At 73.4% G+C, this 21219-nt stretch carries 23 protein-coding genes; 6 read left to right on the top strand and 17 right to left on the bottom strand.

Annotation, left to right across the window (positions count from 1 at the left end):
- Positions 1 to 77 precede the first annotated feature (77 nt).
- Entirely contained in the window at positions 78 to 530 is a 453-nt protein-coding gene (soxR, locus tag ACFV04_RS22570; RefSeq protein ID WP_380531546.1) for a redox-sensitive transcriptional activator SoxR, read from the top strand.
- Between the two features lie 176 nt (positions 531 to 706).
- Here soxR and ACFV04_RS22565 read toward each other — a convergent pair whose 3' ends face one another.
- From ACFV04_RS22565 to ACFV04_RS22545, 5 genes are all read right to left on the bottom strand, one after another.
- Positions 707 to 1684 (bottom strand): ABC transporter ATP-binding protein, encoded by a 978-nt coding sequence (locus tag ACFV04_RS22565; protein WP_380345349.1) that lies wholly within the window; start codon positions 1682 to 1684, stop codon positions 707 to 709.
- 73 nt (positions 1685 to 1757) lie between these two features.
- The gene (locus ACFV04_RS22560) at positions 1758 to 2759 is read right to left on the bottom strand and encodes an ABC transporter ATP-binding protein (protein WP_380345347.1); all 1002 of its coding nucleotides are present in this window, start codon (positions 2757 to 2759) and stop codon (positions 1758 to 1760) included.
- Positions 2759 to 3745, bottom strand: a complete 987-nt coding sequence (locus ACFV04_RS22555) for an ABC transporter permease (RefSeq protein WP_380345346.1) — start codon at positions 3743 to 3745, stop codon at positions 2759 to 2761. Before ACFV04_RS22555 ends, ACFV04_RS22560 begins: the two co-directional genes overlap by 1 nt.
- Positions 3742 to 4704 (bottom strand): ABC transporter permease, encoded by a 963-nt coding sequence (locus ACFV04_RS22550; protein WP_380531542.1) that lies wholly within the window; start codon positions 4702 to 4704, stop codon positions 3742 to 3744. The genes ACFV04_RS22555 and ACFV04_RS22550 overlap by 4 nt, the downstream gene beginning before the upstream one ends.
- A 13-nt stretch (positions 4705 to 4717) precedes the next feature.
- Positions 4718 to 6469 carry an ABC transporter substrate-binding protein gene (locus ACFV04_RS22545; RefSeq protein WP_380345342.1) on the bottom strand — a complete coding sequence of 584 codons (1752 nt, stop codon included), beginning with the start codon at positions 6467 to 6469 and terminating at the stop codon, positions 4718 to 4720.
- Between the two features lie 165 nt (positions 6470 to 6634).
- Here ACFV04_RS22545 and ACFV04_RS22540 point away from each other — a divergent pair, with 165 nt between their 5' ends.
- A complete protein-coding gene (locus ACFV04_RS22540) occupies positions 6635 to 8086 on the top strand; it encodes an aminopeptidase P family protein (protein ID WP_380531539.1) in 1452 nt (483 codons plus the stop codon).
- Between the two features lie 23 nt (positions 8087 to 8109).
- On the opposite strand, the gene ACFV04_RS22535 is transcribed toward ACFV04_RS22540, so the two are convergent.
- The 6 genes from ACFV04_RS22535 to ACFV04_RS22510 form a co-directional block, all read right to left on the bottom strand.
- The gene (locus ACFV04_RS22535) at positions 8110 to 8439 is read right to left on the bottom strand and encodes a helix-turn-helix domain-containing protein (protein ID WP_380345338.1); all 330 of its coding nucleotides are present in this window, start codon (positions 8437 to 8439) and stop codon (positions 8110 to 8112) included.
- Positions 8436 to 8591, bottom strand: coding sequence for a type II toxin-antitoxin system RelE/ParE family toxin (locus ACFV04_RS22530; protein ID WP_380345336.1), 156 nt, complete (start codon positions 8589 to 8591; stop codon positions 8436 to 8438). The genes ACFV04_RS22535 and ACFV04_RS22530 overlap by 4 nt, the downstream gene beginning before the upstream one ends.
- A 32-nt stretch (positions 8592 to 8623) precedes the next feature.
- Positions 8624 to 8806 (bottom strand): hypothetical protein, encoded by a 183-nt coding sequence (locus ACFV04_RS22525; protein ID WP_380531535.1) that lies wholly within the window; start codon positions 8804 to 8806, stop codon positions 8624 to 8626.
- A gap of 101 nt (positions 8807 to 8907) precedes the next feature.
- Entirely contained in the window at positions 8908 to 9930 is a 1023-nt protein-coding gene (locus ACFV04_RS22520) for a nitronate monooxygenase (RefSeq protein WP_380531532.1), read from the bottom strand.
- A gap of 43 nt (positions 9931 to 9973) precedes the next feature.
- Positions 9974 to 10606: a response regulator transcription factor gene (locus tag ACFV04_RS22515; protein WP_380531529.1), complete on the bottom strand. Its 633-nt coding sequence runs from the start codon at positions 10604 to 10606 to the stop codon at positions 9974 to 9976.
- A complete protein-coding gene (locus tag ACFV04_RS22510) occupies positions 10603 to 11808 on the bottom strand; it encodes a sensor histidine kinase (RefSeq protein ID WP_380345329.1) in 1206 nt (401 codons plus the stop codon). Before ACFV04_RS22510 ends, ACFV04_RS22515 begins: the two co-directional genes overlap by 4 nt.
- Before the next feature lie 163 nt (positions 11809 to 11971).
- Between ACFV04_RS22510 and ACFV04_RS22505 the strand changes: the two genes are divergently transcribed.
- A complete protein-coding gene (locus ACFV04_RS22505; RefSeq protein ID WP_380345328.1) occupies positions 11972 to 13048 on the top strand; it encodes an ABC transporter permease in 1077 nt (358 codons plus the stop codon).
- Complete coding sequence (locus tag ACFV04_RS22500; protein WP_380345326.1) at positions 13045 to 13728, top strand: ABC transporter ATP-binding protein; 684 nt, start codon at positions 13045 to 13047, stop codon at positions 13726 to 13728. Before ACFV04_RS22505 ends, ACFV04_RS22500 begins: the two co-directional genes overlap by 4 nt.
- A gap of 113 nt (positions 13729 to 13841) precedes the next feature.
- Here ACFV04_RS22500 and ACFV04_RS22495 read toward each other — a convergent pair whose 3' ends face one another.
- Both ACFV04_RS22495 and ACFV04_RS22490 read right to left on the bottom strand, forming a co-directional pair.
- A complete protein-coding gene (locus ACFV04_RS22495) occupies positions 13842 to 14438 on the bottom strand; it encodes a Uma2 family endonuclease (RefSeq protein WP_380531525.1) in 597 nt (198 codons plus the stop codon).
- A gap of 100 nt (positions 14439 to 14538) precedes the next feature.
- Positions 14539 to 15249, bottom strand: a complete 711-nt coding sequence (locus ACFV04_RS22490) for a GntR family transcriptional regulator (RefSeq protein ID WP_360261572.1) — start codon at positions 15247 to 15249, stop codon at positions 14539 to 14541.
- Between the two features lie 377 nt (positions 15250 to 15626).
- On the opposite strand from ACFV04_RS22490, the gene ACFV04_RS22485 reads away from it, so the two are divergent.
- Positions 15627 to 16226, top strand: coding sequence for a TetR/AcrR family transcriptional regulator (locus tag ACFV04_RS22485; protein ID WP_380345320.1), 600 nt, complete (start codon positions 15627 to 15629; stop codon positions 16224 to 16226).
- Between the two features lie 161 nt (positions 16227 to 16387).
- Positions 16388 to 16702: a hypothetical protein gene (locus tag ACFV04_RS22480; RefSeq protein ID WP_380345318.1), complete on the top strand. Its 315-nt coding sequence runs from the start codon at positions 16388 to 16390 to the stop codon at positions 16700 to 16702.
- Between the two features lie 4 nt (positions 16703 to 16706).
- Here the strand turns inward: ACFV04_RS22480 and ACFV04_RS22475 are convergent, their stop codons facing one another.
- The 4 genes from ACFV04_RS22475 to ACFV04_RS22460 are packed head-to-tail and all read right to left on the bottom strand — an operon-like array spanning position 16707 to position 21095.
- Positions 16707 to 17621 carry an ornithine cyclodeaminase family protein gene (locus ACFV04_RS22475; protein ID WP_380531520.1) on the bottom strand — a complete coding sequence of 305 codons (915 nt, stop codon included), beginning with the start codon at positions 17619 to 17621 and terminating at the stop codon, positions 16707 to 16709.
- A 29-nt stretch (positions 17622 to 17650) separates the two neighbouring features.
- Positions 17651 to 18679, bottom strand: a complete 1029-nt coding sequence (locus ACFV04_RS22470) for a proline racemase family protein (RefSeq protein ID WP_380345314.1) — start codon at positions 18677 to 18679, stop codon at positions 17651 to 17653.
- Positions 18679 to 20043: an aldehyde dehydrogenase family protein gene (locus tag ACFV04_RS22465; RefSeq protein WP_380531517.1), complete on the bottom strand. Its 1365-nt coding sequence runs from the start codon at positions 20041 to 20043 to the stop codon at positions 18679 to 18681. The genes ACFV04_RS22470 and ACFV04_RS22465 overlap by 1 nt, the downstream gene beginning before the upstream one ends.
- A 47-nt stretch (positions 20044 to 20090) precedes the next feature.
- Entirely contained in the window at positions 20091 to 21095 is a 1005-nt protein-coding gene (locus ACFV04_RS22460; protein ID WP_360261587.1) for a proline racemase family protein, read from the bottom strand.
- Between the last annotated feature and the right edge of the window lie 124 nt (positions 21096 to 21219).

Genomic DNA, 21219 nt, shown 5'->3' with positions numbered 1-21219 from the left:
GTCGCTCTTCACGGCGGCCGATCCGGTCAGGTCGAGTACCGTTGAACTTCAAGAGAGCTTGACGTCAAGGAGCCGTCATGAGCACCGCACCGGTCGACCTGCTGAGCGTCGGCGACGTGGCCCGGCGGGCCGGGATAGCCACCTCGGCGGTGCGCTTCTACGAGGGCCAGGGGCTGATCACCTCGGAACGGTCGGCCGGAAACCAGCGCCGCTACCGCCGGCACGTGCTGCGCCGGATCTCGCTCATCCTGGTCGCCAAGCGGCTCGGAATCCCGCTCAGCGAGGTCGCCGAGGTCTTCGCCGGCCTCCCGGAGGACCGGATGCCCGGCAAGCACGACTGGGAGCGCATCTCCCTGCGCTGGGCCGAACAGCTGCGCGCCCGCCGGCTGGAACTGGAGCGACTGGAGGGCGAGCTCACCGGCTGCATCGGCTGCGGCTGCGTGTCGCTGCGCCGCTGCCGGGTGCTCAACCCCGGCGACGAACTGGCCGCCGAGGGGCCCGGCCCGCGCCTGCTGCTGCCGGAGGACTGAACACCCCGACGCCGTGCGCACCCGGCCCGGCGAGCACCCGCGCGGCGAACACCCGGTGGCACGGCGAACTCCGGGCGGCACGGGTGGAACCCGGTCGGACGCGGCCCTCGAAGGGTTCCCCGCCGCGCCCGACCGGGCGTATCGGCGCCCGGATCACACCTCCGGGCGGTCCCGGATCACACCTCCGGGAAGTGACAGGCCGCCTGCCGACTGCCCGGGCCGGCGATCCGCAGCAGCGGCCGTTCCGTCCGGCACAGCTCCTGCGCCTTCGGGCAGCGCGGGTGGAAGCTGCACCCGGGGGGCGGGTCGGCCGGGCTCGGCGGGTCGCCGAGCAGCACGATCCGGTCCCGGGTCCGCTCCGCCTCCGGGTCCGGCAGCGGCACCGCGGACAGCAGCGCCCGGGTGTACGGGTGCGCGGGGCTGCCGTACACCTCGGCCTTGTCGCCGATCTCCACGATCCGGCCCAGGTACATCACCGCGACCCGGTCGCAGACCCGCTTGACCACCGAGAGGTCGTGCGCGATGAACACGTACGCCAGTCCCAGCTCCTGCTGGAGCCGCTCCATCAGGTTGACCACCTGGGCCTGGATGGACACGTCCAGCGCGGAGACCGGCTCGTCGGCGATCACCAGCCGCGGCGAGGTGGCCAGCGAGCGGGCGATGCCGATCCGCTGCGCCTGGCCGCCGGAGAACTCATGCGGGTAGCGGTCCAGGTGTTCGGGGATCAGCCCGACCAGTTCCATCAGCTCGGCCGCCCGCTTGCGCGCGGCCGTCGCGCTCTCGCCCTGGACCAGCAGCGGCTCGGAGATGATCCGGGACACCGTCTGCCGGGGGTTGAGCGAGGAGTACGGGTCCTGGAAGACCATCTGCAGGTCCCGCCGGTGCGGGCGCAGCCTGGCCTGGGAGAGCCCGCCGATCTCGGTGCCGTCGAAGGTGACGGTGCCCGAGGTCGGGTCCAGCAGCCGGACGATCATCCGGCCGGTGGTGGACTTGCCGCAGCCGGACTCGCCGACCAGGCCGAGCGTCTCCCCCGCGCCGACGTCGAAGCTGACGCCGTCCACGGCCCGGACCGGTGCGCCCGGCCGCCCGGTGCGGCCGCGCCGGCCGGGGAAGGTCTTCACCAGGTCCCGTACGGACAGCAGCGGTTCGCTCATGCGCCCACCTCGCTTCGCTCGGCAGGGGCATCCGCCCGCTCGCGCCTGTTGGTCGTGTGTTCGCTTCGTTCGCTCACGGGAGCACCCCTTCCGGCACCAGCGGCAGGTGGCAGGCGGCCTGGTGGCCGGGGGCGAGCGCGCCGAGCAGGGGGCGTTCGGCCAGGCAACGGGCGTGCTCCTCGGCGGACGCGCCGGTGGTGCGGGCGCAGCGCGGGGCGAAGGAGCAGCCGGGGGCGGGGGCGATCAGCGACGGCGGGCTGCCGGGGATGGCCCGCAGCGGGGCGTCGTCGGTGTCGTCCAGGCGCGGCAGCGAGTCCAGCAGGCCGCGGGTGTACGGGTGCGCGGGCCGTGCGAACAGTGCTGTCACCGGGGCCTGTTCGGCCGCCCGGCCGCCGTACATGACCAGCACCTCGTGGGCGACCCGGGCGACCACGCCGAGGTCGTGGGTGATCATCACGACGCCGAGGCCGCGCTCCTGCTGGATCCGGGCGATCAGGTCGAGGATCTGGGCCTGGACGGTGACGTCGAGCGCCGTGGTGGGCTCGTCGGCGATCAGCAGGTCGGGCTCGCAGGCCAGTGCCATGGCGATCATGACGCGCTGGCGCATGCCGCCGGAGAACTGGTGCGGGTACTCGTCGACCCGGCGGGCCGGTTCGGGGATGCCGACCTCGGCCAGCATCTCCACCGCGCGGGCCCGGCCCGCCTTGCGGCCGGCCTTGAAGTGCACCCGGTAGTGCTCGGCGATCTGCTCGCCGACGGTGTAGAAGGGGTGCAGGCTGGACAGCGGGTCCTGGAAGATCATCGCGACCCGGCGGCCCCGGACCGCGCCCAGCGCCTTCTCCCCGAGCCCGTTCAGCTCCTGCCCGTGCAGCCGGATCGAGCCGGTGACGGCGGCGCCGCGGTGCAGGCCCATGACGGCGAGCGAGGTGACGGACTTGCCGCTGCCGGACTCGCCGACCAGGCCGAGGGTGCGTCCGGCCTCGACGGCGAAGGAGATGCCGTCCACGGCCCGGACCGTGCCGCGCGGGGTGTCGAAGGCGACCCTGAGGTCCTCGACCTCCAACAAGCTCGTCATCAGTACCTCACTCTCGGGTCGACGAACGCGTAGAGCAGGTCGACCAGCAGGTTCGCCGCGACGATGAAGAAGGCCGCGAGCAGGGTGACGCCGAGGATGACGGGCTGGTCGGAGCGGCCCAGGCCGTCGTAGAACAGCCGGCCGACACCGGGCAGTCCGAAGATGGACTCGGTGATGACGGCTCCGGCGAGCAGCCCGCCGAGGTCCATGCCGAAGATGGTGAGGATCGGCGTCATCCCGGCGCGCAGCCCGTGCTTGACCGTGACCGTCCGCGCCGGCAGGCCCTTGGCCCGGGCGGTGCGGATGTACGGCTCGGCCATCGCCTCGATCATCGCGTTGCGGCTCTGCCGGGCGTACATGGCCGCGTACAGCAGGGCCAGGGCGATCCACGGCAGCAGCAGGTTGGAGGCCCACGCGAAGGGGTTCTCGTTGAACTGGTGGTAGGCCGGGTAGGGCAGCAGCCCGGCCGTCCTGACGACGCCCCAGATCAGCATGATCGAGGTGAAGTAGACCGGCAGCGAGGCGGTGCCGACCGAGAGCACCATCAGCGTCCGGTCGACCGGCCGGCCCTTGCGCAGCGCCGAGGTGACGCCCGCGCCGAGGCCGAGGATCAGCCAGAGCACGGCCGCGCCGAGGGCCAGCGAGACGGAGACCGGCAGCCGGTCGGTCAGCAGGTCCCACACCGGCAGCCCGTACTCGTAGGAGTAGCCGAGGCACGGGAAGCCGCAGTGCACGGCGCTGGGGCCGGTGCCGTAGTCGCGGCCGGCGAAGATGCCGCCGAGGTAGGCGAGGAACTGGTCCCAGACCGGCTTGTCCAGGCCCATCGCCGCCTTGACGTCGGCGAGCCGCTCGGGGCTGCAGGTCTTGCCGCAGGCCGCCGCGGCCGGGTCGTTGGGCAGCAGGTAGAAGATGGTGAAGGTGATGGCGCAGATGGCGAGCAGGATGCCCGCCACGCCGAGCAGTCGGCGGCCGAGGTAGAGGATCACGACCGGCCTCCCCGGGGGTCGAGGATGTCGCGCAGCGCGTCCCCGAGCAGGGTGAACGCGAGTACGGCGAGGAACAGGAAGGCCGTCGGGATCAGGAAGTACGTCGGGTCGGTCTCGTAGTGCACGATGCTCTCGGCGATCATCTGTCCCCAGGACGGGGTCGGCGGGCGCACGCCCACGCCGAGGTAGCTGAGCGCGGCCTCGGTGGCGATCATGCCGGGGATGAGCAGCGTGGTGTACGCGATGATCGGGCCGGAGACGTTGGGCAGGATCTCCCTCGTGAGGATCCGCCAGGACCGGGCGCCGCCGACCTTGGCGGCCTCGACGTACTCGCGGTGCTTGAGCGACAGCGTCTGTCCGCGGACCACGCGGGCGATGCCGGGCCAGGTGAACAGGCCGATCACCAGGGTGATCAGCAGGATCCGGTTGACGTCCTTGGCGACCGACATCATCGCGATCATGAAGATCAGCGACGGGAAGGACATCGTGAGGTCCATCAGCCGGGACAGCAGCGTGTCGGTGCGGCCGCCGAAGTAGCCGGCCGCGATGCCCGCCAGGGTGCCGGCGACCACGACGACCGCGGTCGCGGTGAACGCGATCAGCAGGGACACCTGCCCGCCGTGCAGCACCCGGGCGAACAGGTCGCGCCCGGTGATCGGCTCGACGCCCAGCCAGTGCCGGGTGCTGATGCCGCCGAAGTCGCCCCGGGGCAGGCCGCCCAGGTACGGGTCCACGGCGCGCTTGTCGAACTCCTCGGGGGTCCAGCCGCCGAGCGAGCTCAGCGGTCCGGCCAGCGCGGCGGCCAGGAGCAGCACGCCGACGGTGATCAGCCCGAACCGGGCCGGGCCCTTGGCCCACAGCTGGTCCCAGACCAGCCGCCACGGCCCCCGCCCGGCCCCCTTCTCGGCGCCCGCCGCCCTGGCGCCGGCCACGGCGGCGGGCTCAGTGGTGGTACTCATCGGTGTCGGCCCCTCAGCCCTTGCCCTTGGCGGGGTCCTTGAGGCCGACCACGGCGAGGTCGATCATGCCGGCGTACCCGGAGTTGCCGAACGCGCCGGCGACGTTGGTGCCCACCAGCAGGGGGCGGCGCTGCCACATCAGCGGGACGGCCGGGGCCTTCTTCATCAGGTCCTGGTCCAGCTGCTGCCAGGCCTTGTTGGCCTCGTTGACGTCCGTCATGGCCGCGATCTGGTCCATCCGGTCCATCGTGGCCTGGTCCCGGAACTGGCTGTAGTTGCCCTGGTTGCCCTTCTCCTTGATGGTGCGGCCGTCGAAGAGGAACGGCAGGAAGGTGGCACCGGACGGGTAGTCGGGACACCAGCCGTTGATGGTCAGCTCGGGGGCGTTCTTGATGTCGCCGATGGTGTCGGCGAACGCCGACGGGTCCGTGGTGTTGACGGTGACCTGGACGCCGGCCTTCGCCAGCGACTGCTGGATCGCCTCGGCGCGGGTCTTGTCGCCGAGCGAGACGGTGAGCGCGACCTTGAGGTCGGTCCTGCCCGCCTCCTTGAGCAGTGCCTTGGCCTTCTCCGGGTCGCCGGCCGCCGGGATCTTCAGCGGGTCGGAGGTGACGCCGCCGGTCAGGGACGGGGGCAGGTAGGAGGTCGCCACGTCGGTCACCGCCGGGCCGCCGAACGCCGTCACCTGCGCCTCGCGGTCGACCGCCCACATCATCGCCTCGCGCACCTTCGGGTCGTCGAAGGGGGCCTTGGCGGTGTTCATGTAGAGCATGTCGGTGCAGCCGGTCCGCTCGGCCACCATGCGGGACTTGACGTCCGCCTTGGGCAGCACCTTGGCGACGGTCTCGTGCTGCATCCAGGGCATGTTGACGGCGTTGGCGTCGGCGCCGTCGCTGGCGATGATCCGGTCGTCGGCCTGGCCGCCCTTGATGCCCTGGGTGACCACGACCTTGTCCGGGTAGGCCTTGCGGACGGTGTCGGTGGCCGGGTCCCAGTTGGTGTTGCGGACCAGCACCAGCTGCTTGCCGCGGTCGTAGGTCTCGATCTTGTACGGGCCGGAGGAGAACGGCCGGGAGTCGTACTGGGTGCCCTTCTCCTGGGACTGCGGCACCGGGGAGAAGGTCGGCAGGGTGACGGTGTCCGAGAACTCGGCGACCGGGCGCTTCAGGTGGAAGACGATCGTCCTGTCGTCCGGCGTCTCGATGCTCGCCAGGTGCTCGCCGGTCAGCGGGCCCTTGTAGTTCTCGCCGCCGGCCAGGTACTGCGCCGCGTAGTCGGGGCCGCCGGTGAGGTCCGGGGAGAAGGACCGCTCGACGTTGTACTTGATGTCGGCGGACTTGATCGGGCTGCCGTCCTCGTACTTCAGGCCCTCCTTGAGGGTGAAGGTCCACACCTTGCCGCCCTCGGAGGACGTGCCCAGGTCGGTGGCGAGGTCCGGGACGATCTCGCTGCCGGCGGCGCCCGGTTCGGCCTTGAAGGTGGTCAGGGTGCGGTAGAGCAGCCGGGTCCCGAAGTCCATGTGCGGCACCACCCAGTTGCGGGCCGGGTCGAGGTGGGCGAAGTCCTGGTTGGTCAGGACGGTGAGCGTGCCGCCCTTGGCCGGGGTCCCGCCGACGATCGAGCCGCTCTCCGCGCCCGGGCCCTTGGTGCTGGAGGGGGCCGCGTCACCGCCGCTGTCGCTCTTGTCGTTCTTGCAGGCCCCGAGGCCGAGGGTGAGGGTCGCCGCGAGGGCCGCCGCGAGGGCGGCGTGGGTGCGCCTGGTCATGTGCAACTCCGCTGTGGGGGGCCTGATCCGGCCGCTCCGCTGTGTGACCCGTAACATAGTAATGTGAAATTGCACTGCACAAGAGGTGACGCCGCCCGTTACCGAGCTGTGTCCGTGCCCGCACCCCCGCCACGCATCTCCCCAGCCCCGCCTAGGAGTTCACCGGTGACCCTGCCCCAGACCGGCCTCAGCACCGGGAGCCACGACCTCCCGGTCACCCCCGCCCTCGCCGCCTTCATGGGCACCCGCTGGGCCGCCACCCCGCTCCCCACCGACCTGCGCGTCCCCGGGTACGACCGCTTCCCCGGCCGCCGGGCCCGCCTCTCCGCCGCCTTCCCCGGCGAACGGCTGATCGTCCCGGCCGGCCGGCTCAAGGTCCGCTGCAACGACCTCGACCACCGCTTCCGCCCGCACAGCGCGTACGTCTGGCTCACCGGACTCACCGGCGAGGACCAGGCCGACCACGTCCTCGTCCTCGAACCGGCCGGCCCCGAAGGCCACGAACCCGTCCTCCACCTGCGCCCCCGGTCCCCGCGCGACGGCGGCGAGTTCTACCGCGACCGCCGCTACGGCGAGTTCTGGGTCGGCCCCCGGCCCGACCTCGCCGAAGCCGCCCTGCTCACCGGCATCCGCACCCGACACCTCGACGACCTGGGCGCACTGCTCTCCGGCCCCCAGCCGCCCACCCGCGTCCTCACCGGCACCGACGCCCTCGTCGACGAGGCCGCCGGACGGCGCATCGCCACCGCCGAGGACGGTGAACTGGCCGCCGTGCTCTCCGAGTTGCGCCTGGTCAAGGACGAGTGGGAGATCGGCCAGCTGCAACTCGCCGTCGACCACACCACCACCGGCTTCGAGGACGTCGTCCGCGCCCTGCCCGCCGCCCTGCGCCACCACCGCGGCGAACGCTGGATCGAAGGCGTCTTCGACCTGCGCGCCCGCGCCGAGGGCAACGGCACCGCCTACACCACCATCGCCGCCTCCGGCGCCCACGCCTGCGTCCTGCACTGGATCCGCAACGACGGCGCCCTCGACCCGGACTCCCTGCTCCTGCTGGACGCCGGCGTCGAAACGGACACCCTCTACGCCGCAGACATCACCCGCACCCTCCCCCTCGGCGGCACCTTCACCCCCGTCCAACGCCAGGCCTACGAACTGGTCCTGGCCGCCCAGAGCGCCGGCATCGCCGCCCTGCGCCCCGGCGCCCGCTTCCGCGACTTCCACCGCGCCGCCATGCAGGTCATCGCCGAAGGCCTCGCCGACTGGGGCGTCCTGCGCGTCCCCGCCGAACAGGCCCTCGCCGAGGACAACGGCCTGTACCGCCGCTACACCCTCTGCGGCAGCGGCCACATGCTCGGCCTCGACTACCACGACTGCGCCAAGTCCCGCGCCGACCGCTACCTCGACGGCGTCCTGGAGGAGGGCATGGTCCTCACCGTCGAACCCGGCCTCTACCTCCAGCCCGACGACGAGACCCTCCCCGTCGAGCTGCGCGGCCTCGGCATCCGCATCGAGGACGACCTGGTGATCACGGCGGAGGGCGCCCACCTGATGTCGGGCGCCCTCCCGAGGACGGTCAAGGACGTCGAGTCCTGGATGTCCGACCTGCTGGCGTGACCGCCCCGGGGCCGAGCGGACGGTCAGGCCACCTTGATCGTCCGCTCGCCCTGCCGGACGGTCACCTCGACCTCGCCACCGATCGCGGCGGCGTAGGCGCGGAGGTTGTCCAGGCTGTCGACCTGGCCGTGTTCGATCTGCGACACCCGTGCCTGGCTGACTCCGAGCAACTCGGCCACGTGCTTCTGCGTGAGCCCGGCCTTCCGCCGCAACTCGGCGAGCTCATGCCCCCGAATCTGGGCCAGCATCTCCTGACGCATCAGCGTCCGGCCCGCCTCGGCCTCCGGCGTCGCCAGCTCGGGGTACCGCTTCATGACCTCGGCCCGCACCTCGGTCCAACTACGACCCTTCATCGGCGTGCTCCGTTCCGTTGCTCCTCCACGTAGTTCGCGTAGCGCTTCTCCGCGAGAGGGATCGACTCGTCGTACCACCCCGACCAGCGACCGGACTTGTCACCCGCCACGAGGATGATGGCCTCCCTCTCCTGGTCGAAGACGAACAGCATGCGCACTTCACTGGCACCCGTGGAGCCCGGCCTCAGTCCTTGAGGTTGTGCAGGCGACTGCGGTGGATCCTGTCCACCACGGGCCGCCCCAAGGTCGGCCCCTCATCGGCCAGCAAGTCCAGCGCCTCGAGGACTCTCTCGGCCGTCTTCGGGTCATCCTCACAAACCTGCAAGTACCACTCCTCGACCGGCGCCAGAAGCGTGATCTCCCACATACCCCTGAGATTAAGTTGTCCCTTATAGAGTACCGCGCACTTTCCCCCTCAATCCACCCCCGCGAGGGACAACACGCCGTGCCCGGCGCGCGTCGGGCGCACTACCCCCGGGCGGCGCGCCACAGGTCGGCGACGATGGCCTCCGCCGGACCGGGCTCGGCCAGGTGGTGGGCGGTGCCGGCCCAGAGGTGCATGGCCGTGGTGTCGCCGCGGCGGGTGGCGGCGACCCGGAGCGGGGCGGTGAGGTGGTGGACCTCGGGGTAGGCGGGCGGGGCGTACGGGCCGTGGCGGTCGATGAAGGCGTTGCGCAGGCCGCGCGCGGGGCGGCCGGTGAAGGCGCGGGTGACGGTCGTGTCCGGGAGTCCGGTGAGCGCCGCCCGGTGCGCCGCCGAGGCGCCGGACTCGTCGGCGCGCAGCAGCGCCGTGCCCAGCTGCACCGCGACCGCTCCCGCCCGCAGCGCCGCCGCGATCGCCGCGCCGTCGCCGATCCCGCCGGCGGCGATCAGCGGCAGCGCCGTCACCTCCCGTACGGCGGGGAGCAGTTCGAGCAGCGGCAGCTCGCCCGGCGGGTCCGCGACCCGGTGGGTGCCCCGGTGCCCGCCTGCCTCCGGGCCCTGCACGCACAGCGCGTCCATCCCCACCGCCTGCGCCGCCTGCGCCTCCTCCGGCGTGGTGACGGTGCCGATCTGCAGCGTTCCGACGGCCCGCAGCGCCGCGGCCTCCTCGGCCGTGGGCAGGCCGAAGGTGTAGGAGACCACCGGTACCGGGTCGGCGAGCAGCGCGGCGAGCTTGGCCTCCCAGTCGTCCCGGTCCGGCCCGATGTCCTCCGGCAGCGTCACCCCCCACTGCTCGGCCTCGGGCCGCAGCCGCTCCCGGTAGGCGGCGACGGCGGCCCGGTCCCCGGGCGGTGCCGGGACGAAGAGGTTCACCCCGAACGGCCGGTCGCCGGACGTCCGTACCAGTGCGACCTGTTCGGTCATCGCGGTGGCGCTCCGGTACCCGGCCGCGAGGAAGCCCAGTCCGCCGGCCCGGTTCACCGCGGCGACCAGTTCCGGGGTCGAGGCCCCGCCCGCCATCGGTGCGGCGATCACCGGCACGGCGAGTCCGTCGAGACGCACGGCCATCGGGGTTCCTCCACTCCACCGGAAGGTTCGGACCCCGCCCACCCTACGCCCGGCGGATCAGCCCCCGCCCGCGCGCCTCCCGCACCGCCGCGGTGCGCGAGTCCACCCCCAACTTGGTGTAGATATGCACCAGGTGGGACTTCACGGTGGCCTGGCTCAGGTGCAGCCGCTGGCTGACCTGCTGGTTGGTCAGCCCGTCGGCGACCAGCCCCAGCACCTCGGTCTCCCGCGCGCTGAGCGCGGCCGCGGGCGTGCGCATCCGTTCCAGCAGCCGGTCGGCGACGCTGGACGCGAGCGCCGAGCGGCCGGCCGCGGCGGCCCGTACGGCCTGGGCGAGTTCCTCCGGCGGCGCGTCCTTGAGCAGGTACCCGGTGGCGCCGGCCTCCAGGGCGGGCAGGGTGTCGGCGTCGGTGTCGAACGTGGTGACGACCAGGACCCGCGGCGCGCCCGGCCGGGCGGTGATCGCGGCGGTGGCCTGCGCGCCGTTCATCGCCGAGCCGGGCCCGAACTGGAGGTCCATCAGCACCACGTCGACGCCCTCGCCGGCCGCCAGTTCGACGGCCCGCTCGGCGGTCGCCGCCTCCGCGACGATCGCGAAGTCCGGTTCGCCCTCCAGCACGGCCCGCAGCCCGGCCCGGACCACGGGGTGGTCGTCCGCGATCAGCAGCCGGATCACGACCCGGCCTCCGGGGTGACCGGCAGCTGCACCGCCACCGCGGTGCCCTCCCCGGGCGCGGCCTCCACCGTGAAGGTGCCGCCGAGCGCCCGGGCCCGGGCCCGCATCGAGGGCAGCCCGAACCCGCCGTCCCCGCCGGTGCGGTCCGCGACCGCCGCCGGGTCGAACCCGGCCCCGTCGTCGAACACGTCGAGCGCCACCTCGCCCTCCATGTAGCTGAGTGTCACCTCGGCCCGCGAGGCCTTCGCGTGCCGGACGGTGTTGCCGAGCGCCGACTGCGCGATCCGCAGCAGCGCGATCTCCTGCGCGACCGGCAGCCGTACCGGGTCGCCGGAGACGTGCAGGTGGACGGGCAGTGCGCCGTGCGCCGTCGTGGTCGCGCACAGCCGCTCCAGGGCGACCGGCAGCGGGTCGCTCTCCAGCGCGGGCGGGGTGAGCGCGCGGACGAAGCGCCGGGCCTCGTCCAGGTTGTCCTGGGCGGCCTGTCGCGCCTGCTCGACGTACCCGGCGGCGGCCTCGGTGCGCTCGGGCAGGGCCCGCTGGGCCGCCCGCAGCAGCAGCTGGATGGAGCTGAGGCTCTGCGCCAGGGTGTCGTGGATCTCCCGGGCGAGGCGCTCGCGTTCGGCCAGCACCCCGGCGGTGTGGTGGGCGGCGGCGAGGTCGGCGCGGGCCGCGGTGAGTTCGTCGATCAGCCGGCGGCGTTCCTCGCTCTCCCGGTAGAGCGCCTGGTAGCCGAGCACGGTGGCGGTGGCGACGGCGGCGCCGAGGGCGGGCCCGATCGAGGCGGCGATGCTGAAGCTGTGCTGGTGCCAGGACCACGCGGCGATCGCCGCGACGGCGGTCAGCCCGACGGCGACCGGCCCCCCGCGCCGCCCGAGCAGGTGCAGTTCCAGGAAGTACAGCGGGAACGCCAGCCAGACCCCGTCCTGGGTGGTGAGCAGCACGCCCGCCCAGGTGACGCCGAGCAGGGCCAGCCAGAGCGCGGCCGCCCGGCGCGAGCGGCGGACGGCGGCCAGTCGCGGCCCGACGGCGTAGACCGCGCCCATCGCGGTGGCCGCGGCGGCGACGGCCGCCGGGTCGCCGCCGTGGTCGCCGAGGACGGCCCTGGCGACGGCGAGGACGAGCAGGCCCGCCACGAGCAGGTGCAGGCAGACCTGGAGTACGCGGGCGACGGGGATGGTTCTGGATCGTTCGGTCGCCATCCGTCCAGCCTAAGTTCCTTCCCCGGGCCCGGCATCAATCAAAAGGTTGAACTCCGCTTCTGTCCTTTGATGCCCAGGATGCAATCCCCGGCGCGATGCCCCGGGGCCCTGCGGTCCACGACGGTGGGAACGTCGGAAATCACCTGTGCAGAGGAAGGCCACCGTGTTCGTCGCCTGGAGGGACCTGAGGTTCGCCAAGGGGCGGTTCGCCCTGATGGGAACCGTCATCGTGCTGATCACCGTGCTGGTCGGGATGTTGTCCGGACTGACCGCCGGACTCGGCCGGCAGAACATCTCCGCGATCACCGGCCTGCCCGCCGACCACCTGGTCTTCGGTAAACCCGCCGACGGGCAGGAGCTCTCCTTCACCGACTCCCAGGTCACCCCCGAGCAGTGGCAGGCCTGGGCCCGCGAGCCCGGCGTCACCTCCGCCCAGCCGCTCGGCATCACCACCACCAAGGCCGCCGCCGGGAGCCGCACCGCCGCGCTCTCCGCCTTCGGCGTCCCGGACGGCTCCGGGCTGGCCCCGCAGGGCACCCGGATCGCCCCCGGCGAGGCGGTGCTGTCCAGGACCGCCGCCGAGAACCTGGGCGGCCTCGCCCCCGGCGCCGACCTCACCCTGGCCGGGCACCCGCTGCGGGTCGCGGCCGTCGACGGCGACGCCGCGTACAGCCACACCCCGGTGATCTGGACCAGCCTCACCGACTGGCAGCAGTTCGCCCCCGGCGGCACCGGCCACGCCACCGTCATCGCCCTCACCACGGCGAAGGGCGCCGACCTCGCCGCCGCCGACGCCCGCCACGGCACGCAGAGCCGCACCCGCGACGACGCCCTCGCCGCGATCGGCTCCTACACCTCCGAGAACGGCTCCCTGCAGCTGATGCGCGGCTTCCTGTTCGCCATCTCGGCGCTGGTGATCGGCGCGTTCTTCACCGTCTGGACGATCCAGCGCAGCGGCGACATCGCCGTCCTCAAGGCCCTCGGCGCGTCCACCCGCTACCTGCTGCGAGACGCGCTCGGCCAGGCCGTCCTGCTGCTGGTGCTCGGCACGGCCGCCGGCACCGCGATCGCCCTCGGCGCGGGCTCGCTCATCGGCTCCGCGGTGCCCTTCGTCCTGGACGCCCCGACCCTGCTGCTGCCCGCCGCCGTCATGATCGCCCTCGGCGCGGTCGGCGCGGCCCTGTCCATCCGCCGGATCACCTCCGTCGACCCGCTGACCGCCCTGGGGAGCGCCCGATGACCCTGACCCTCGACCGCGTCACCCTGACCTACCCGGACGGCGACGGCCGGCTCACCGCCCTCGACGACGTCTCGCTGACCGTCCCCAAGGGCTCGATCACCGCCGTCGTCGGCCCGTCCGGCTCCGGCAAGTCCAGCCTGCTGGCGGTGGCCGCCACCCTGATCGCCCCGGACTCCGGGCGGGTCGTCGTCGACGGCACCGACACCGCCGGCCTCGGCCGGGCGGACCTCACCGCCCTGCGCCGCACCCGGATCGGCATCGTCTTCCAGCAGGCCAACCTGCTGCCCTCGCTCACCGCCGCCGAACAGCTCCAGGTGATGGCGCACCTCGACGGCCGCTCCCCCCGCGAGGCGCTCCCCCGCGCCCTGGACCTCCTGGACGCCGTCGGCCTGCGCGACCGGGCCGGCCGCCGCCCGCACCAGCTCTCCGGCGGCCAGCGCCAGCGCGTCAACATCGCCCGCGCCCTGATGAACGACCCCACGGTCCTCCTGGTGGACGAGCCGACCAGCGCCCTCGACCACGAACGGGGCGCCGCCGTCCTGGACCTGATCACCGAACTCACCCACCGCCGGGCCACGGCGACGGTCCTGGTCACCCACGACCGCACCCACCTGACGGCCGTCGACCAGGTCGCCGAGGTCCACGACGGGAGGCTGACCCTGCCCGCGGCGGTCGGCTAGGTCCGGACAGGGCCTAGGCGAACAGGTCGTCCACCTCCAGGACCACCGCGGTCCCGGGCAGCACGAAGGACTGCCCGGGACGGCACACGAGCGCGTTGTTCCGGACGGGGTCGCTAGTGCTTCGCGATGAGGACATCGTCCACCGAGAGCGTCACAGCAGCCCCGATCGACTCGGGCAAGGTGAACGTCTGCCCGGGGTGGTGGACGGCGTGCACCCGGTATTCGCCGTCCCGAGGATCGGTGAGAACCATGACCTTGAGGTTCTTGCGGTCGATGATGAGGTAAACGGGCACTCCGGCACCTGCGTACAGCGCAGGCTTGACCTTCAGATCAGTCAGGTGGTTCGACGACGTCACCTCGGCCACGAACCGGAAGATCACCGGGTCGTAGCAATTGTGCTCGATCAGGTGATCGGCATAGTCGGCATCGACGATCGACAGGTCCGGAATGGCGTAGTCCGAGGGACCGTCAGGCAACCAGAGACCCACCCCCTGAAGCACCCGAGTCACCTCACCGTGCAAACCCGACACGATGAACGGCACACTGATGCTGGTCAGGGTGTCACTGTGCTGACCGTCCGGAGGCGGCGTCACGGTGATCTGTCCTCCGATGATCTCGACCCGGTGGCCGGGGAGCTGCTTCGAGATCAGCTCCGCGCTTTCGAGCAGCGTCATCTGCTCGAAGGGCTCTTCCACTGCTGCGGCGGACATGGAATTCCTCCTGGCTGCCGGTGTCGAGAGCATCATCGTAGGACCCGGGCGTCCCCCGACGCCCGGTCCCCAGTCTTCACCCGAACGAGCGGTTTGGCCCCTACCGGGCCCGCAGCCGCAGCGCCGGCCGCTCCGGCTCGGCCGCCTCGCCCTGCCCGGCCCAGAGCGACCGCACGTGGCTGAGGTGCCGCGTCATGCAGGCCTCGGCCGCCTCCGCGTCGCCGGAGATCATCAGGTCGAGCAGTTCCAGGTGTTCCTCCGCCGACGACACCAGCTCGCCGCGCTCGTCGAGCCGGTTGAGCCCGTAGAGCCGCGACCGCTTGCGCAGGTCGCCGACGACGTCGACCAGCCGGGCGTTGCCGGCGAGGCCGAGCAGGTCGAGGTGGAACTGCCGGTCGGCCTCCAGGTAGCCGATCAGGTCGTGCTTGCGTGCCGCGGCGACGATGGCAACCGCCTGCGGGCGCAGCTGCTCCAGCTGGTCCTTGGTGGCGCTGCGGGTGACCCGGCCCACGGTCGGGACCTCGATCAGGGCGCGGATCTCGGTGTAGTCGTCGAGGTCGCGTTCGGTGAGTTCGGTGACCCGGAAACCCTTGTTGCGGACGGCCTCGACCAGGCCCTCGCGAGCGAGGTCGAGCATGGCCTCGCGGACGGGGGTGGCGGAGACGCCGAAGTCGGCGGCGAGGGCGGGGGCGGAGTAGACGACGCCGGGGCGCAGTTCGCCGGAGATCAGGGCCGCGCGGAGCGCGTGGGCGACCTGGTCGCGAAGCCGCTCCTGGACGGAGATCAGGGTGCGGGGTTTGAGGTCGGCCATGGTGTTCCTCCGGGTGGGTGCAGAACACCAGTGTACAATGTCACGTTACGTTGCGTAGGCAACAGTCCGCGATTCAAGCACTCTGCCGGGCGTCGAAAGCCATGGTGGCAGCGGCCGTCGGCCGTGACAACGGCCGACGGCACACGATCTGCCACCGCGCGGGGCCCACCTCCGGCGCAACCGCCCCACCATCGCACTCGGGCTCGCCGCACCCGCGCCCGGCCGACGCCGCGCCGGGAACGCCCCGACTGTCGCTGTTCGACGGGCCTGCGCCCACCCCTCCCCCCGGAACGAACGCTCCATCCGGAGCGACGGGGCTGACGCCGGCACAGCTCTGGAACGAACGCTCTATCCATGTCATCGGCTACGATCACGCCGTGAAGACGCCCGAGAGGACCACCGTCGGCACCCGCGAGCGGATCGTCCGGGCCACCTCCCGGCTGCTGCAGCGCCAGGGGTACGAGGGCACCGGGATCAAGCAGATCTCCCGCGAGGCGGAGGCCACCCTCGGCTCCGTCTACCACTTCTTCCCGGGCGGGAAGCAGGAGTTGGCCGCCGAGGCGATCCGGCACGGGGACGAGGAGTTCGCCGTCCTGCTGCGCGCCGGACTGGGCTCCTCGCCCGACCCCGGCGAGGCGCTGCTCGTCTGCACCCGGATGCTCGCGCGCGAGCTGCGCGCCTCCGACTGGCAGGACGGCTGCCCGGTCAGCACCACCGCCCCGGAGACGGCCGGCCGCGCACCCGAGATCGAGCGGGCCGTGGCCGCGGCGTACGCCAACTGGCGGGCCGTCGTGGTGGACCACCTGGTCGCGGCGGGCATCGGCGCGCAGGACGCCGCCGAGCTGGCCGGCACCGTCATCTGCACCCTGGAGGGCGCCGAGCTCGCCGCCCGGATCGCCCGCAGCGAGGAACCCCTGCTCGTCAGCGGCAAACACCTGGCCCGACTGCTCGGGACCTACACCGGCGCGCAGCGCTAGGGCTTGTCTGACACCCGCAACCGGCCTCAGGACACCCGCGACCGGCGCCGGACCAGCGGGCGCCGGCACCGGAACGCGAAGGAGCCGACCCGACGGGGGATCCCTTCCCACCGGGCCGGCTCCGGCCTCACCACTCCCGAACACCGTCAGGAGCCACGGATTTGGGCATCGACCTCGCCCTGTACGACGGCCGCCCCGGCAGCGGCATGCTGCACCTCTCGTACGACCACGGCGACGCGCTCGCCGACGCCCTGGCCGAACACACCCGCCCGCCCGACCACCGACTCGGCCGGGTCGACCCGTACGGCGACACCTGGTTCAACGAGCAGGACGCGGCCGCCACCTTCGAGGAAGCCACCGCACTGCTCGCCCGCTGCACCACCGAGGCGCAGCGGGCGGCCGTCCGCGACCTGCGGAACCTGCTGGCGAACTGTGCCGCGATCCCGGGCAGTTGGATCTGCTTCATCGGCGACTGAGCCGCTACGGCGACGCGACGCGGCCCGCCCGGTACACCTCCGCCGCGACCGCCAGGTCCTCCCAGGCCATCCCGACGCTCTTGAAGAACCGCGGCCGCCCGGTCGGCACCGGCGCGTCGCCGCGCACCAGCTCGGCCAGGTTCCACAGCTGCCGCCCGGCGACGCCCGCCATCAGCAGGTCCCCGGCCTCGCGGCCCGCGACCGACCGGGCCTCGACGTACAGTTCGGCGCGCCCGACCAGCGTCCCGTCCACCTCCCGGGCGTCCGGTTCGTGCGAGCCGACGGCGGCCACCGCCGCGTGCGCGGGCACCAGCGCGCCGTCGAACAGCGGCGTGCGGGCGGTGGTGCAGCAGACCACCAGGTCCGCGTCCGCGACGGCCTCCGGCCCGGCGACGGCGGTGGCCAGCCCGAGCCGCTGCCCGTAGCCGGCGAGCGCCGCGGCGCGCCCGGCGTGGCGTGCCACCACGGTGAGCCGGGTCAGCGGCCGGACGGCCAGCAGGGCGTCCAGGTGCCCGTACGCCTGCGGCCCGGAGCCGAACAGGACGAGGTGCGCCGCCTCCGGAACGGCCAGTCGCCGCAGCGCCGCGGCGGTGACGGCGGGTGTGCGCAGTGCGGTGAGCGCGGCGCCGTCCAGCAGGGCGATCGGTTGCAGGGTGGGCCCGTCGAGCAGCAGGTAGCTGCCGGTGATCCGGGGCAGCCCGTGCCCGGGGTTGGCGGGCGCGACCCCGGCGATCTTGACTCCGGCGTACGGCCCGGCGGCCGCGGGCATGAGCAGCAGTTCGCCGGCGGGCACCGGCACGGCCGATCGGGCGGGTGCCGCCTCCGGGTCGAACCCGTCCAGCAGCACCCGCTCGATCGCCCCCACCGCACCGGCGGGCCCGACTCCGCCGGTGCCCGGTACGGCGTACTGGAGCGGCACAACAGCCGTTCCGGGCGGTGCGGTCGGTCTCACAGGAGGAACCCCGTCCCCAGTTCGTCGCCCGGCTCCAGGACGAAACCGTGCTCGCCGGTGCGGTGGGCGGTTCCGCCGACCTCGGTGACGACGCCCCCACCGAGCGGGTCCCCGCCGGGGAGCGCCCGGCCGGTGAACACCGTGCCGATGATCGACTCGTGCCGCAGCGGCTCCCCCGGGGCCAGCCGGCCCTCGGCGGTGAGCACCGCGAGCCGGGCGGAGGTGCCGGAGCCGCAGGGCGAGCGGTCGATCTGCCCGTCCGCGAACACGGTGACGTTCCGCTGGTTCACCACGTCGTCGTCGGAGGGGAGTTCGTCGTGCAGGATCACCCCGTACACGCCGGACAGCCGGGGGTCGGTGGGGTGCTCGACCGCGTCCTCGCCGGCCAGCGCCGCCCGGATCTCCCGCCCGACGGCGGTGAGTTCGGGCAGCTGCGCCGGTTCCACCGCCAGCCCCAGCGAAGCGGCCGGCACCGAGGCGTAGCAGGCGCCGGAATGCGCGACCGCGACCTCGACCGTTCCGCGCGAGGTCCGCACCGGCAGCTTCAGCGCGGTCACCCGGGTGGGCACGTTGCGGAAGGTGACGCCGGTGGTGCGCCCGCCGGCCCGGTGGACCAGCGCGGTGACCCGGCCCGAGGGCACGTCGATCCGCACCCGGGCCACGCCGTCCGCGGGGGCGGCGACGAGTCCGGACTCGACAGCCCAGGCGCCGAGCGCGATGGTGCCGTGCCCGCAGGCCGTCGAGTAGCCGTCCTTGTGCCAGAACAGCACGCCCAGGTGGGCCTCGTCGTCGTCCGGCGGCACCAGGAAGCCGCCGTACATCCCGGCGTGTCCGCGCGGCTCGCGGGTGAGCAGCCGCCGGACGTCGTCCAGTGCGCTGGGCCGTGGGGCGGTGGCGCTGCCGCCCGCGCCGAGCGCGATGGCCCGGCGTTCGGCGACGGTGTCGCCGGGGATGGCCGGCGTGCCGTCCAGCACGATCCGGAACGGCTCGCCGGCGGTGTGGTAGTCGACGGTGCGGACGAACATCAGGCACCTCCGGCCGGCAGCACGCTGACCGTCCGGCTGACGGTGTAGAAGTCCAGGGCGGCCTGGCCCTGTTCGCGGTCGCCGTGGCTCGCGCCCTTGGCGCCGCCGAAGGGCAGGTGGAAGTCGACGCCGCTGGAGGGGGCGTTGATCCGGATCATGCCCGCGTCCAGCCGGTCGGCGGCGGCCAGGGCCACGTCCAGGCTGCGGGTGTGGACCGAGGTGGCGAGGCTGTGCGGGGTGTCGTTGGCGAGCGCGATCGCCTCGTCGAGGTCGGCGACGGCGTGCAGCACGGCGATCGGGCCGAAGAACTCCTCGCGGGCCAGCGGGTGTTCGGCCGGCACCTCGGCGAGCAGGGTCGGCTCGACGTACCAGCCGGCCCGCTCGGGCACCGCACCGCCGGTGAGCACGCTCGCCCCGGCCTCGACGGCCGAGGCGACGGCGAGCGTCAGCCGGTCCCGGGCGCCGGAGTCGACCACCGGCCCGCACACCGCGTCGTCGACCGCCGCCAGCGCCTTGACCAGGGCGTCGCGCAGCGGCTCGTACGCGGCGCCGACCGCGATCACCCGGCTGGTGGCGGTGCACTTCTGCCCGGCGTACCCGGCGATGGCGGCCGCGAGGTGGCCGGCGGCCTGGTCGATGTCGGCGTCCGGGAGCACCAGCGCGGCGTTCAGCCCGCCGAGTTCGGCCTGCACCGGCACCCCGCGCCCGGTCGCGGCGCGCACCACGGCCCGGCCGACGCCGGTCGAGCCGGTGAAGGAGACCACGTCGGCCGCGTCGACCAGTGCCGCGCCCTCCTCGGCCCCGCCGGGCAGCACCGTGAACACGTCCTCGGGCAGTCCGGCCGCACGGGTCAGCTCCGCCAGCCGCAGCGCGCACGCCGTCGCCTCGGGTGCCGGCTTGAGCACCGCCGTGTTGCCCACCGCCAGCGCCGGCGCGGCCTTCCAGCTGGGGATCGCCAGCGGGAAGTTCCACGGCGCGATCAGCCCGGCCACCCCGTACGGGCGGCGCCGGGTGAGCAGCAGCCCGGGCCCGGCGGCGGGCTCGTGCACCGCTCCCGAGGCCGCGTACGGCGCCTGCGCGTAGTAGCGCCAGATCGCCGCGGTCCGGGCGACCTCGCCGCGCGCCTCGGCGAGCGGCTTGCCGACCTCGCGCACGATCAGCGCGGTCAGTTCCTCCGCGTGCGCCTCGACGGCGTCGGCGATCCGGCCGAGCGCCGCCGCGCGGGCGGCCGCGCCGGCCGCGAGCCACCCCGCCTGGGCGCTCCGGGCCCGCCCGACGGCGGCCCGGACGGCGTCGGCGCCGGGTTCCTCGACGGCGGTCACGAGGTCGTCCGGGTCGGCGGGGTTGTACGAGGTGATGGTCACGACTGGCAGCCCTTCAGGGGAGGTTCGGAGCAGGCTCGGGGCCCGGCCTACAGCAGGAAGCCCGCCGGGAACGGGTCGCTCGGGTCGAGGAAGTACTGGGCGGTGCCGGTGACCCAGGCCCGCCCGGTGACGGTCGGCACGACGGCGGGCCGCCCGGCCACCTCGGTCCCCTCGACCAGCCGCCCGGTGAAGGTGGTGCCGATGAAGGAGTCGTTGCGGAAGTCCTGGCCGAGCGGGAGTTCGCCGCGCGCGTGCAGCTGGGCCATCCGCGCCGAGGTGCCGGTGCCGCAGGGCGAGCGGTCGAACCAGCCGGGGTGGATGGCCATCGCGTGCCGGGAGTGCTCGGCGGTGGAGCCGGGGGCGAGCAGCTGGACGTGGTGGCAGCTGTGGATGGACGGGTCCTCCGGGTGCACCGGCCGGTCGGGGCCCGCGTTGATCGCGTCCATCATCGCGAGGCCGGCGTCCAGGATCTCCTGCTTGCGCTCGCGTTCGAAGGGCAGCCCGAACTCGGCGAGCGGCAGGATGGCGTAGAAGTTGCCGCCGTACGCGAGGTCGTAGGTCACCGTGCCGTAGCCGGGCACCTCGATCTTGCGGTCCAGTGCGACGGAGTAGGAGGCCACGTTGCGGATGGTGACCGCCTTGGCGGCGCCGTCCTCGACGTGCACCTCGGCGACCACCAGTCCGGCCGGGGTGTCCAGCCGCACGGTGGTGACCGGCTCGACGACCGGCACCATCCCGGTCTCGACCAGGACGGTGGCGACGCCGATGGTGCCGTGCCCGCACATCGGCAGCAGCCCGGAGACCTCGATGTAGAGCACGCCGAAGTCGGCGTCCGGCCGGGTGGGCGGCTGCAGGATGGCGCCGCTCATCGCCGCGTGGCCGCGCGGCTCGTACATCAGCAGGGTGCGGAAGTGGTCCAGGTGCTGCTGGAAGTGCACCCGGCGCTCGGCCATGGTGGCGCCGGGGATGACGCCGAAGCCGCCGGTGATCACCCGGGTCGGCATGCCCTCGGTGTGCGAGTCGACGGCGTGGAACACGTGACGGCTGCGCATGGGTCACAACTCCCGTACAGGTTCGGATGGTCGGTGGGTTCAGGGGGCCGGGGGGGGGGGGGCCCCCCCCCGCCGGGGGGGGGGGGGGGCGGGGCGGGGCCCCGGCGGGGGGAGTTTAAAAAAA

The sequence above is a fragment of the Kitasatospora sp. NPDC059599 genome, from assembly GCF_042735125.1.
GTDB lineage: Bacteria > Actinomycetota > Actinomycetes > Streptomycetales > Streptomycetaceae > Kitasatospora.
Note: the sequence above shows the minus strand (reverse complement) of the source record. Positions and strands in the feature narration are given on the sequence as shown.